The organism is Sulfurimonas sp. HSL3-1, assembly GCF_039645995.1.
In the GTDB taxonomy this organism is placed as follows: Bacteria; Campylobacterota; Campylobacteria; order Campylobacterales; family Sulfurimonadaceae; genus Thiomicrolovo; species Thiomicrolovo diazotrophicus.
Genome location: NZ_CP147920.1, coordinates 729,912 through 742,252, shown reverse-complemented (window position 1 = coordinate 742,252; position 12,341 = coordinate 729,912). Strand labels below are relative to the sequence as shown.

Annotated in this window: 13 protein-coding genes; all 13 read left to right on the top strand. The window is 57.4% G+C overall.

What is annotated here, in order from left to right:
* The first annotated feature begins 361 nt into the window (after nt 1-361).
* The 13 genes from WCY31_RS03785 (at nt 362) to WCY31_RS03725 (ending at nt 12,341) form a co-directional block, all read left to right on the top strand.
* The gene (locus tag WCY31_RS03785) at nt 362-1,705 is read left to right on the top strand and encodes a hypothetical protein (RefSeq protein ID WP_345973198.1); all 1,344 of its coding nucleotides are present in this window, start codon (nt 362-364) and stop codon (nt 1,703-1,705) included.
* A gap of 11 nt (nt 1,706-1,716) precedes the next feature.
* Complete coding sequence (locus tag WCY31_RS03780; RefSeq protein ID WP_345973196.1) at nt 1,717-2,220, top strand: hypothetical protein; 504 nt, start codon at nt 1,717-1,719, stop codon at nt 2,218-2,220.
* Between the two features lie 123 nt (nt 2,221-2,343).
* On the top strand, nt 2,344-3,462 hold the full coding sequence (locus WCY31_RS03775; RefSeq protein ID WP_345970936.1) for a cache domain-containing protein: 1,119 nt from the start codon (nt 2,344-2,346) through the stop codon (nt 3,460-3,462).
* Nucleotides 3,459-4,112: a response regulator transcription factor gene (locus tag WCY31_RS03770; protein WP_345973195.1), complete on the top strand. Its 654-nt coding sequence runs from the start codon at nt 3,459-3,461 to the stop codon at nt 4,110-4,112. Before WCY31_RS03775 ends, WCY31_RS03770 begins: the two co-directional genes overlap by 4 nt.
* Nucleotides 4,102-5,277, top strand: coding sequence for a HAMP domain-containing sensor histidine kinase (locus tag WCY31_RS03765; RefSeq protein ID WP_345973194.1), 1,176 nt, complete (start codon nt 4,102-4,104; stop codon nt 5,275-5,277). The genes WCY31_RS03770 and WCY31_RS03765 overlap by 11 nt, the downstream gene beginning before the upstream one ends.
* A 107-nt stretch (nt 5,278-5,384) precedes the next feature.
* Complete coding sequence (gene soxX, locus WCY31_RS03760; RefSeq protein WP_231020496.1) at nt 5,385-5,915, top strand: sulfur oxidation c-type cytochrome SoxX; 531 nt, start codon at nt 5,385-5,387, stop codon at nt 5,913-5,915.
* 10 nt (nt 5,916-5,925) lie between these two features.
* Nucleotides 5,926-6,402, top strand: a complete 477-nt coding sequence (gene soxY, locus WCY31_RS03755; RefSeq protein WP_345973193.1) for a thiosulfate oxidation carrier protein SoxY — start codon at nt 5,926-5,928, stop codon at nt 6,400-6,402.
* A 41-nt stretch (nt 6,403-6,443) separates the two neighbouring features.
* Nucleotides 6,444-6,779: a thiosulfate oxidation carrier complex protein SoxZ gene (gene soxZ, locus WCY31_RS03750; protein WP_231020494.1), complete on the top strand. Its 336-nt coding sequence runs from the start codon at nt 6,444-6,446 to the stop codon at nt 6,777-6,779.
* A gap of 3 nt (nt 6,780-6,782) precedes the next feature.
* Entirely contained in the window at nt 6,783-7,553 is a 771-nt protein-coding gene (soxA, locus tag WCY31_RS03745; protein ID WP_345973191.1) for a sulfur oxidation c-type cytochrome SoxA, read from the top strand.
* A gap of 11 nt (nt 7,554-7,564) precedes the next feature.
* A complete protein-coding gene (gene soxB, locus WCY31_RS03740; protein ID WP_345973189.1) occupies nt 7,565-9,331 on the top strand; it encodes a thiosulfohydrolase SoxB in 1,767 nt (588 codons plus the stop codon).
* Nucleotides 9,332-9,492: 161 nt separating this feature from the next.
* On the top strand, nt 9,493-11,049 hold the full coding sequence (locus WCY31_RS03735) for an OprD family outer membrane porin (protein WP_345973187.1): 1,557 nt from the start codon (nt 9,493-9,495) through the stop codon (nt 11,047-11,049).
* A gap of 13 nt (nt 11,050-11,062) precedes the next feature.
* Nucleotides 11,063-11,971, top strand: a complete 909-nt coding sequence (locus tag WCY31_RS03730) for an MBL fold metallo-hydrolase (protein ID WP_345973185.1) — start codon at nt 11,063-11,065, stop codon at nt 11,969-11,971.
* The gene (locus WCY31_RS03725; protein WP_345970928.1) at nt 11,964-12,341 is read left to right on the top strand and encodes a thioredoxin family protein; all 378 of its coding nucleotides are present in this window, start codon (nt 11,964-11,966) and stop codon (nt 12,339-12,341) included. Before WCY31_RS03730 ends, WCY31_RS03725 begins: the two co-directional genes overlap by 8 nt.

The following is a 12,341-nucleotide window of genomic DNA, read 5'->3' as shown; positions in this document are numbered from 1 at the left end:
AGCTGTTGCACTGAAAAACAATTTAGTTGTTTTCAGCAATGCGCTTTAGCGCTGTTCCAAAGGACCAGCACAGGCTTGAAATCAATAGTCCACCAGCAAAATCAAGGGTGACATTCAGTCACGCTTGCCCGCGCGAGACAAGAATCGAAATTCTTATGTACAAATAGGACCCATCCCACCACTACTTTTCTTCCATAACAAAAGTTAATCACAAAAATATCAATAATATTCGAAATTTTTATATTAATTTTACACTCCAGTTCTATCATCATGCCCATTCAAATCAAAAGGATGGGAAATGCCCACGCAAGGAAACGGTTTAATACGCCCCTTTTTCAGGGGAGTAGCAGGAATAATAGTATTGCTTTTAAGCGCCATGTCGCTGGAGGCGGCCAACTGGCTGATGCTGCAGGGAACGCAGCCCGACACCGTCGCGCCCAAAGGGGTTGTCGTACCCTATCGCAACAAGATGCCCGTCGTCTGGGGCTTTATCCAGGCCAACTACAAGCAAGATTACGGCGATGTCTTCATCGACCCGAACGGTGTCAACAAAACCCCGTTCTCGTTGTTGAACCCCAATCTAGCCGACCAGGAGGGGTTCAGCCTTTTTCGCGCCAGACTCGCCGCGCGCGGCATGGCCGACAACGACAACAAAGTCAACTACTTTTTCATGACGGAGTTCGGCAATAACGCCGTCAACAATCTTGCCGGGCATGATACCGCCACCTTCTTCACCGACGCATCGGTGACGCTCCGCCACGTCCCCGGGCTCAATGCGCGCATCGGTATGTTTAAAACACCCGGCAGCGAAGAGGGGCTGCGCGCCGTCTTCGTCTCCCCCTATATCGAATTCACCACGATGACGAACCAGCAGGTGCTCGAGCGCCAGGTGACCAATGTCGGTACTGCACAGACCGGCAAAGCGGCCGGCGGCGCTTCGACGGTACACTACACCAGTACCGACGTCACACGGCCGATCGCCGCGTTCCGGGACATGGGAATCGAGCTCTTTGACACCTTTGCGCTCGGTCAGGGGTGGACGCTCAGCTACGCCTACATGTACGGCAACGGTACGGGGATTTCCCACAACGCTTCGGACCACCAGGCGACCCATTACGGCTACCTGGCCCTCGAAGACGACTTCGGCGCCGGCAAAGGCTTCTACACCGAAGCCCTTAAGTTCTTTGTCTGGGGGCAGACCGGCAAGCGGCGGCTCTACTCCGCCGATGCCAACGGCACGACCACGCCCGTCAAGCACGACCGTAAACGCTACGGCGTCGGCTTCTCCTACTACGAAAACGGCCTGCGGGCGGAAGCGGAATATATGTGGGCCGAAGGGATGATCTATACGGGCGCCAAGGACACAGACCCGGACCCCTATCAGGAAGATTGGCAGCTGCAGTTTGCCGTCGGCACCGAGAACAAGGCCGAAGGCGGCTATCTCAACCTGCAGTACGAGCTCTTTCCCAAGCAGTTCGAGGTTTTCGGCCGCTATGACTTTATGAACCGCCTGACCAACGACACCAAAGGCGAACGCGACTTCCAGACCATCACCCTGGGATGTTCCTATCGTTTCCGCGGCCCGACGCGGATCGATTTCAACTACATGATCCGCGATGCAAAAGCACCGGGCAACTCTGCGGCGCAGAACGTGCTGGACAACATGGGCGATCGCCTCGCCATCCAGCTCACCGCGGCATTTTAAAAGGAGACAACATGAAAAACGTATCGATCACACGGATAATAGCCGCACTGGCACTCACCCTTTTCATACCGACGGTCTGGGCCGATGACGAAGATGACGTCGTCAAGATCGTCTACCAGTGCGATTTCCCCGACGTCCAGAGGGTCCACCTCATGCTGAACACGCTGAACAACGCCGTAAAATATTACGAGAAGAACCTGATCCAGTACGAGATCGACGTCGTTGCACTGGGGCCGTGCCTGCAGTACTTCATGAAGGACTTCAAAGGGACCGGCTTCGCGGCCAAACCCTACCTGGAACGCGGCGGGCCGACAGGCGAAGGGACGCGCAAACGCTTTAACGGCCTCAAGCTGCTCGGCGGCGACAACATTACCTTTTTCGCCTGTCAGAACACCATGGACAAGAAGAACGTCAAAGCGTCACAGATCGCCGACAACGTGGAGATCACCCCCGGCGGCATCGTCAAGGTCATTGACGACCAGCGCGACGGATTCGCCTATATTAAGATCCAGTAAACGCGACGCGCGGTGCTGCACCGCTGTTACGCTTCTGCCCGGCATGTTCAAGAAGGGGCTCAGGCCTCTTGAACAGTGTAATAACATTTTGATATAATCGGTGATCCAAGGAGCCGATACCCTTTGAAGCTATTTTCCAGAAACAACCTGCTCTTCGCCGTTCCTTTCTTTCTCATCATTCTCTTACTGATTATGACCATAGAAGTCTTCAACCGGGAGGTCGCGTGGCAGGTCATCGACGAGGTCAGCGACCAGCTCAGCCTCTCGCTGCGCACGGAGCTGCGCAACGAGAAGGAGGATGCCCTGCGGTTTGCGCTGATCCTCTCGGAGAACGACTCCCTCCGGCATGCCCTCAAAGAAGATGACGACGAAGCGGGCTTCGCCCTCCTCAAACGGATGATCAAATCGGTGCAGACAAACACCTCCGAACTCGTGCGGGCTCAGATCATTACCGCGGATTCGCGCCTCTTCGCCCGCAGCTGGGATGCCGACAATCTCTTTTCGGGGATGCCGCTCGATACCTACCGCCGCGACCTCGAAGAGATCATGCTGCACAAGAAACCGCGCTCCTCCATCGAAGTCGGACGACGTCTGGGGATCAAGGCGACCGTCCCCATGTACGAAGAGGGGGAGCTCATCGGTTTTGTCGAAGTGCTGAAGTTCTTCGACGCCAGTACCGACTTCTTCCACAAGTTCGGGATCGACCTCTACGCCCTGCTCGACGACAGCTACTACAACACCGCCGTTTTGATGCAGAACAACCCCTCCGTCGCCTGGTATCTCGTCGGCAACCGCCGCTACAACAACATCAACCTCAAGGTCCTGCAGCGCCTGGACATGAAACAGCTGCGCAAAGAACGGATCATGCTGCGGGAGAACAAGTACATCTTCTTCGAACCGATGCGCAACGGCGACGGCGAGACCATCGGCGCCTTCGTCTTCGTCATGCCCAAACAGAGCATCGAGCACTTTGCCCGCAGCGGGGAGGACCTCTCTTTCCTGCTCGCGTTCTCGCGGAACAACCTCTACGACATCGTCAAGAAAGAGCAGTACGACAACAAGGTCTACCACAGCGGATACGACAAGGCCCTGCTCTCGCTCAAGGACACCGTCCCCGAGGAGGACCGGGAACTCTTTATGGAGGAGGCGCGGGACATACTTTCCACCTACACCAAAGAGGAGCTGATCGCCCTGATGCTCCACTACAAACTCGCCCGGAAGATCGAAGGAGAGATACGATGAAGATTCTGCTGCTGGAAGATGAATACGCGCTGCGCGTCAGCATCGAGGAGTTTCTGGAGGATCTTGATTTCAACGTCGAGACCTACGCCAACGGCGACGACGCTTTCGACGCCGCCTGCGCGACCCATTTTGACCTTTTCTTGTTCGATGTGAACGTCCCCGGCCTCAGCGGATTCGAACTGCTCAAGACCCTGCGTGCCGAGGGCAACGAGACCCCGGCCATCTTCATCACCGCCCGGACGCAGACCAAGGACCTCGAAGAGGGGTACAAGCGCGGCTGCTGCGATTACATCCGCAAGCCCTTCGACCTCACCGAGCTGCAGCTGCGCATCGAACATGCGCTGCGCAGCTACTACTACAAGCACAGCGAAGCGATCGAACTCGCCCCGGATCTGCTCTACGATACGAAACGGATGCAGCTGAGTTACAAAGAGGAGCCGATTACGCTGAGCAAGACGGAGAACGACATCCTGGAAGTCCTGCTGCGCCATACGAACCAGGCCGTCTCCATGGCGATGTTCCAGGACGAAGTGTGGGGCGAGTATGTCGACCCCGCCAACATCCGGGTCCAGATCAACAACCTGCGCAAAAAACTCCCCGCGGACATCATCAAGAACCGCCGCGGCATAGGGTATATCATTGAAAGATAATCAGTACGCCCTCAAAAACGCGATGCTCTACACGGCACTGATCACGGTGATCCTCCTCGCGCCGCTCTATGTCTACACCGTCTATATGAAACAGATCCACGGGATCCAGAACGAACTGATGCTCAAGCAGCACGCCGCCCGTGTCATCAGCGCCATGGAGGAGTACGACGAGAACCGTGAAAGCTATTTCGAGTACCCCCGCTTCAAGCGGATCGTCTCGGGGCTTTACGACCTGCACTTCAAACCGGTCTTCACCCTCATCGACTTTCCGATGGAACACTTTGCCGCCGGGTACCACATCGACGAAAGCCGCAGCGCCTACCTCATCATCCCCCTGCCGCGGGAGCGCTACTTCGGCGCGGAGTACCTCATCGTCGGCAACCACCTCACCTACGCACCCGTCTACGAACGCGTCGCGACGATCCTCATCGCCATCGTCGTCCTCGTCTTTTTTCTCTCGCTCCTGGTCCTGCAGCGTTTTGCCCTGCCCTTCAAGCGCGTCAACCAGAAACTGGATAACTTTATCAAAGATACCGTCCACGAGATCAACACGCCCCTCTCCATCATCAACATCAACATCGATCTCTATAACCGCAAGCATCCCCAGAGCAAATACCTGCAGCGCATCAAAGCCGCGTCGAAGACCCTCTCGAACATCTATAACGACATGGAGTACCTCATCAAGAACAAGCAGATCGTTTTCGAATACGAGGAGATCGACGTCAGCGCCTTCGTGCGCGAACGCATCCTCTATTTCAACGAGGTCGCCGCCATGAAAGGGATCACCATCGCCTCCGAGATCGATGAAGGGGTGTTCCTGCACTTCAACCAGACCCAGCTGCAGCGCATCATCGACAACAACATCTCCAACGCCATCAAGTACTCCCACGAGAACAGCATCGTCGAGGTCGCCCTGAAACGGTACGACCACCGCTGCGAACTGACCTTCAAGGATTACGGGCTGGGGATCGAGAACACCGAAAAGATCTTTGAACGCTACTACCGCGAGGAGACCGGCAAAGGCGGTTTCGGCATCGGGCTCAATATCGTCAAGGCGATCATGGAGGAGACGGGCATCACCCTGGAGGTCTCTTCCGTACCGCAACAAGGAAGCACATTTACCTACGTTTTCCCGCCCCATCTCTGCCAAAATCCTGCTATTTGATCTGCTAATAGGAACTTTTTCTCTCCCCATCAAAAATCTTTATACTTTTTTACATTGTTTTTACATTGCACCGTTACAATTTTCGAAACCAAGCAAGGAGAAACACGATGAAGAGATGGCTGTTACTCAGTACGACCATCGGTCTGGGTGTAGCGTTCGCCGCCAACCTGTCCGATGCCATCGAGCGGCCCGAAGCGGCGTCGATCATCCAGAAGGATCTGTTCGGCCCGGCCAAGGCCTACACGATGCCAGCGGGGTGTATCACGGACGACAAGGACGCGATCGCCCGGGGCGCATACATTTTCCATAACCTCAATGGAGAAAAAGCCAAAGGCAAACTGCCTGCAGGCCTGTCAAAAAAGAATGCGAACGGCTCACCGAAGCAGTACGGCAACTGTGTCGCCTGCCACAATATCGAAGGGGCCAAAGGCGCCGGAAATATCGGTCCGGACCTGACAAACTACCATGCATTTTTCATTGAAACGGGTACCCGTGACAACCAGTTCGTCTACCAGAAAATCGCCGACGCGCGTGTCGATAACCCGAAGACGCACATGACGATCAACCTCACGACCGGTCTCTTTACCGAACGTGAAATCTGCGACATCACCTCATATATCGTTTCCATTAAACACTAAAGGAGAACCCATGCAAAGAAGAAGTTTCTTACAACGTATCGGATTGGCCGCAGCGGCCACGGCAGCAACAGCAACCCTCACCCCGCAGAGCCTGCTCGCGGCGGAAGCGCCCAAGGGCCCCAACACGATGAACATCGACGCGGCCCTCAAGGCCATTACCGGCGGCAAGGCCGTCACGCCTTCGAAAAAGGTGCACCTCAAAGCGCCTGAGATCGCGGAAAACGGCGCCGTCGTTCCCGTCACGGTTGAAGTCGATTCCCCGATGACACCGGATGACTACGTCAAAGCGATCCACATCTTCGCCACGAAAAACAGCAACGTCCGCTGTGCCGACATCATGCTGACACCGGCCAACGGCGCGGCGATGTTCGCGACACGGATCAAGCTCGGCAGCTCCCAGGATGTCCTCGTCGTCGCCGAAACAAGCACCGGCGAATTCCTCAGCGCGAAACAGAGCGTCAAAGTCACGATCGGCGGCTGCGGCTGATCGCCGCTTCAGACCCGAGTATCATCAAAAAAGGATAGACAATGGCAGAAAGAAAATCACTGATTAAAATCAAACCGAAAAAGTTTAAAAGCGGCGACGTCGTCAAGGTCAACTTCATGGTCATGCACCCGATGGAAACCGGGATGCGCAAAGACAAGAAAAGCGGCAAGATCGTGCCCGCCGATTACATCACCGAGGTGAAGTTCTTCTTCAACGACACCCCGTTCACGACGATGCAGGTCTGGGAATCCGTTTCGACGAACCCGGTCTTCACGATCAATTTCAAAGTGCCCGCTGCAGGGACACTGAAAGTCGTCTACAAGACCAACACCGGCGAAGTCCAAGAGAAGTCGAAAAAACTCAAACCGAAAGGCTGAGCCATGAAAGTTACATCAATCATTGCGGCCACCCTGCTTTGCGGCACGCTGGCCATGGGCGGTGAGCAGTTCGCCATGAGCGACGCCGACCGCGCGCTCTATGCGGAACTGCTGGAGAACAACCCGGCGGAGATGGACGTCGAATGGGGCGGTGAGCTCGTGGAAGAAAACTGCGGCGGCGACGCCGGCCTGGCGAAGTTCCTGGGCATTTCCGAAGCAAAGCTCCCCGCGTACATCGCCGGCTTCCCCCGCTATATCAAACCGTTTGACGCCGTCCTCGGTGTCGACCAGGTGATGCAGGCGCTGATGGCCCAGAACGGCCATAAACCGTTCAAGCTCAGCAGCAAAGAGATGTTTGCGATGCTGGCCTACGCCAAATCGCTGGCCAACGAGGAAGCGGTGGCGATCGACGTCAACGCCAACCCGCAGATGAAGGCCGCCTACAAGCTGGGCGAAGAGGTCTTTATGACGGCGCGCGGCGGCCGCGGGCTTTCGTGCAACAGCTGCCACTCCGCCGACATTGTCGGTTCCGTACTGCGCACCCAGCCCCTGCCGGATCTGGGCGAAGCGGGCGCCGGCGCAACCTGGCCGGCGTACCGGATGACGAAGTCCTCCCTGCGCACCCTGCAGCGCCGCTTCCAGGGGTGTATGAAAAACGCCCTGCTGGCGGTGCTCCCGATCGGTTCGGATGAGATGGTGGGCCTTGAGGTCTATGTCACCAATCTCGCGAAAGCCAAGAACAAAACGATCGCGATCCCCGGCCTGAAACGCTAAAGGACAGATGAATGGATATTTCAAGAAGAGACTTTCTGCAGATCGCCGCGGCCCTGGGACTGGTGACGGTTTCCAACGGCTACGCGACGACCGTCGGGGGAAAAAACCCTGCGGACATTTCGCTCGCGGATCTGTATGACTTCAAAGATACGGGCAATGTGACCCTGCTGCACATCTGTGACCTGCATGCGCACATCAAGCCCCTCTACTGGCGCGAGCCTTCGACGCTGATCTCGGCGCCGAACCTCGTGGGGACGCCCGGTTTCCTCTGCGGCGAAGCCTTTGCCAAGCACTACGGACTGGAGCCCAGCTCCCTCGACGCCTACTTCGACACCCACATGGATTTTGCCGCCCTGGCACGCAAATTCGGGAAGATGGGCGGCATCGCCCACATGAAAACCCTGATCGACGAGGTCGAACGCCAGCGCGGCAAGGAGAAAGTCCTGCTGCTCGACTCCGGCGACACCTGGCAGGGCACCGGCGTCGCGCTGAAGACAGAGGGCGAAGCCATCGTCAAGGCGCAGAACTACCTCGGCGTCGACGTCATGGTCGGCCACTGGGAGTTCACCTACGGCAAAGAGCGGGTCAAAGAGCTTATTGACAAACTCGATGCGAAGTTCGTCTCCCAGAACATTATCGGGGACGACCCCTTCTCCGAGGAGTACGAAGAGCTGATTTTCGAACCCTACACCATCGAAGAGCGCAACGGGGCGAAGATCGGCATTATCGGCCAGTCTTTCCCGTTCACCTCGACGGCGAACCCCAAAGAGTTCACCGAGGGGTGGAGCTTCGGGCTGCGGCTTGATACCCTGCAGGAGTATGTCGACGAGCTCCGTAACGAGCAGAAGGTCGACTGTGTCGTCGTGCTGTCGCACGACGGTTTCAGCGTCGACCAGGAGGTGGCGCGCAAGGTCCACGGGATCGACTTTATCCTCAGCGGCCATACGCACGACCCCTCCCCGAAACCGATTGTCATCGACGGCACGGTCATCGTCATCGCGGGCAGCCACGGCAAATACGTCGGGCGCCTCGATATCGACATCCGGGACCACAAGGTCAAAGGGTATGAGTACAAGCTCATCCCGGTCGCTTCGAACATCATTCCGGCGGATCCCGCGGGCGAAAAGCTCGTCGCGGAGCTTTATGCGCCCTTTGACAAGGAGTTCAACGAAGTGCTGGGGAAAACGAAGGGGCTGCTCTACAAGCGCGACACCTTTTTCTCGACCTTCGACCAGCTCATTAATGACGCGATCATGGATGAGATGAAATGCGACATCTCCTTCACGCCGGGCTACCGGTGGGGAACGACGGTCCTTCCGGGAGACGACATCCTGATGGACAACGTCTACGAGATGTGCGGGATCACCTATCCCAACGTCTACACCTTCGAGCTGAAAGGCGAACGTATCGCCAACCTGCTTGAAGATATCGCCGACAACGTCTTCAACGCCAACCCGCTCTACCAGCAGGGCGGCGATATGAGCCGCCTCGGCGGGGTGACCTATGACATCGCCGTCGGCAACGCCCGCGGCAAGCGTATCAGCAATCTTCTTGTGGGGGGCAAACCGATCGATCCGAAGCGGACCTATGTCGTTTCGTCATGGGGGGGCAACCTCCAAAATGCGGGCGAGCATCTCCAAAAAGAGAAGATCCGTCCCGTCTATGATGTCGTCCGCGACTATATCCGCCGCAAAAAAGTGGTGGATGTCAGCAATGCGGGCAATGTCAAACTGCTGGATTACGATTGCGGTTGTCCTTCCAAGGGGGGAGGCTGCTGAGAGATTGCACGGTCGGCACCGTCACGGTGTCGTGGGAGTAGGTGTCTGAGGACAAGACGGCGGCAGCTGCTACCTGCCGCCAGCCAGTGATAGTGTCACGGGGACATTCGTTCATCACCGCTGACATTATCTCTCTTTTACATTGAAAAAAGGATGAGTAAATGGCTAATATTAAATCAATGAAATTCATTTCGACTGCCGCAGCGGCCGCGCTGGCCTGTACATTGACGAGCAGTGCCTCTGCCGCCGACGGCGAGGCATTCACCCCCAAACGTTCCCTGAAAGGGAACATGATGGAGGTCTACAACGTGCTCCCAGGCAAAGCGGATACCATCACCGATATGTTTGCCAAGGGGGTCGTCTACGGCCGCCTGCGCGTCAACTCCTTCAACTGGGATTGGAAAAACGATGATACGGCGCAGACGAAGAACAAGGACAACCGTGCCCTGGGGCTCGGCGGTAACCTAATCTACAAAACCGCCTCCCTCTATGGCCTGAGCGCCGGTGCGGGTCTGTACTATACCGACGAACCGTTCCCGGGCGAGCGCATGTCCGAGGCGAACATCGGCTACCTCAAGGCGGGCAAGGATACGACCAGCCGCTACAACGTCAACCGTCTCGGACGATACGGCTTTGCGACGCTGGCGCAGGCCTATGTCCAGTATGACATCTCCAAAACCTCCTTCGTCGCCGGCCGTCAGATCTTCGAGAGTTTCCTGACCAAGTCCAACGACACGAAGATGATCCCGAACACCTTCGAGGGTTACTCCTTCACGACCAAAGAGCTTCCGCAGACACGGATCCGCGGTGCCTGGTTCTACCAGCAGAAGCTGCGCGACCATGAGACGTTCCACGACGTCCTCACTTTTGATGATTCCAATACAAGCGTCAAAACGCAGTGGAACGGCAACGACGACTCCGCGGTCCACAAGGGTCTGAGCGTCAACAACTTCCGCGCGGCGGGAGAGGATATCACCCATTCGCTGATCGTCGCCGACGTGCAGAACAAATCCATCAAGAACCTGCAGCTTGACCTGACCTACGGCGGCGTCCCGGGCGTCGTCAGCTCTCTGACCGGCGAGATCAACTATGCCATTCCGCTCGGAGGCTGGAAGATCACGCCGGGTGCCCGCTACATGAAACAGATGGACGACGGCGGCGGTAAGGTCGGTGGTGCCTCCCTCAAAGGGACCCTCGTCGACTGGACGGGCGGTACGGCCGTCTTTGACAACACCAAGGGCTACGATACGCCTGACAGCCTCGACTCCAGCCTCTGGATGGCGCGTCTCGTCGCGGAAACCGGTCCGCTTAAAATGATGGTCGCCTACTCCGCCGTCGCCGATGAAGCGGATATCGTCGCGCCGTGGCGCGGCTTCCCGACCGGCGGTTATACCCGTGCGATGGCACAGTACAACTGGTATGCCAATACCAAGACGACGGCAGCACAGGTCAACTTCAATTTCGACAAGGCCAACCTGGTCTCCGGTCTGAGCGCGATGGTCCGTTACGCGATGCAGGACTTCGACGAGGACAAGCAGGCGGCCGGTGTCCAGGCGGACAGCAACATTATCCATATCGACCTGATCGAAAAGGTCAAAGCGATTCCGGGGCTCGAAGCCAAAGTCCGCATCGGCCTGGTCGATGCCAAAGATCGTGAAGCGGGGTATGACAAAGACTCCTACAACGAATACCGCTTCGAGCTGAACTACCTCTTCTAAGAAGGATTGACAGATGAAAATGCTCTGGACTGTGTGGCTTGGCATCACATCGGCACTGGCGTTCGAGTACCATCTCGAACCGGTCAGTGTCGCCCGGGGTATTTACTGTTTTTTCGGAAAGCCGGAGGTGATGAACACCGTCAACAACGGCAACATGGTCAACAGCTGCTACGTCGATACCGGCCACCGCTGGCTCGTCATCGACAGCGGCCCGACCTACGCCTATGCCAAAGAGGCCGCTGCAGTCATGCAGCGCATCAAGGCGCAGAAGAACGGCCCGGTCATCGACACCCATGTGCACGACGACCACTGGCTGGGCAACGGCTTTTTCGAAGCCCGGGGCGCCGAGGTGATCGGTCCCCGCCTCTTCAACAAGGCGGTCAGCCTCACGGCAAAGACGCGGATGCAGCAGCGCATCAGCCCCGAAGCCTATGAAGGCACGGAAATCGCGCTGCCGACCCGCTACGTCGACACCAATGAAACCCTGCGCATCGACGGCGAAGAGATCCGGATCATCCGCCTCACCCGCCGCGCCCACACCGCGGAAGATCTCCTGGTCTACCTCCCTTCCCGGCAGACGCTGTTTGCCGGAGACCTGGTCTTCAACGACCGCATCCCCTCCCTGCGCGACGGCGACCTCCACGGGTGGATCGCCGCGCTGGAGATGATACGGGCAATGCCGCTGAAACACATCATCGGCGGCCACGGCGAGCGCACCGACGGCGACGCACTGCAAATGACCTATGATTACCTGACGCAGCTGCGCGACCGCGTGCGTGATGCCATCGACGAGGGCATCGGCATCGCCGAGGCCACCAAAACGATCCGCCTCGACGCTTTCCGCAGTGTCGCGCTCTATGACACGATGCATGCGCAAAACGTCGAGGTGGCCTACCGGATGCTGGAGTGGGACGATGAATAAGCTGCTGTGGCTGCTGCTGCCGCTGCTCGCCGACGCCGTCGACTGGCGCAGCTGGGAACAGGGCAAGGCCGAAGCGCACGAGAGCGGCAGGAACATCCTGGCCGCCCTCGTGCGCGACGACTGCCACTACTGCCACGACATGGAGCAGGCCGTGTTCAACGATGGGGCCATGAGCCGCTGGGTCGAAGGGTGCTTCGTCCCGGTCAAGATCAACCTCTCGAAGCGGGACGTTCCCTTCAAAGCGAGGGTCCCGATGACCCCTACTTTCGTCATCCTTCAGCCCGACGGCAGCATCATCAAAACCGTCCCGGGCTCCTGGAACCGGGAGGATTTCACCGCACTGACCGCTTCGGCGTGCACAAAGGAGTAA

Excerpts from the sequence above, each read along its gene's own strand:
- WCY31_RS03780 (WP_345973196.1), top strand. The coding sequence starts at position 1,717 with ATGAAAAACGTATCGATCACACGGATAATAGCCGCACTGGCACTCACC.
- WCY31_RS03730 (WP_345973185.1), top strand. The coding sequence starts at position 11,063 with ATGAAAATGCTCTGGACTGTGTGGCTTGGCATCACATCGGCACTGGCG.
- WCY31_RS03770 (WP_345973195.1), top strand. The coding sequence starts at position 3,459 with ATGAAGATTCTGCTGCTGGAAGATGAATACGCGCTGCGCGTCAGCATC.
- WCY31_RS03725 (WP_345970928.1), top strand. The coding sequence starts at position 11,964 with ATGAATAAGCTGCTGTGGCTGCTGCTGCCGCTGCTCGCCGACGCCGTC.
- soxY (WP_345973193.1), top strand. The coding sequence starts at position 5,926 with ATGCAAAGAAGAAGTTTCTTACAACGTATCGGATTGGCCGCAGCGGCC.
- soxB (WP_345973189.1), top strand. The coding sequence starts at position 7,565 with ATGGATATTTCAAGAAGAGACTTTCTGCAGATCGCCGCGGCCCTGGGA.
- soxA (WP_345973191.1), top strand. The coding sequence starts at position 6,783 with ATGAAAGTTACATCAATCATTGCGGCCACCCTGCTTTGCGGCACGCTG.
- soxZ (WP_231020494.1), top strand. The coding sequence starts at position 6,444 with ATGGCAGAAAGAAAATCACTGATTAAAATCAAACCGAAAAAGTTTAAA.
- WCY31_RS03735 (WP_345973187.1), top strand. The coding sequence starts at position 9,493 with ATGGCTAATATTAAATCAATGAAATTCATTTCGACTGCCGCAGCGGCC.
- soxX (WP_231020496.1), top strand. The coding sequence starts at position 5,385 with ATGAAGAGATGGCTGTTACTCAGTACGACCATCGGTCTGGGTGTAGCG.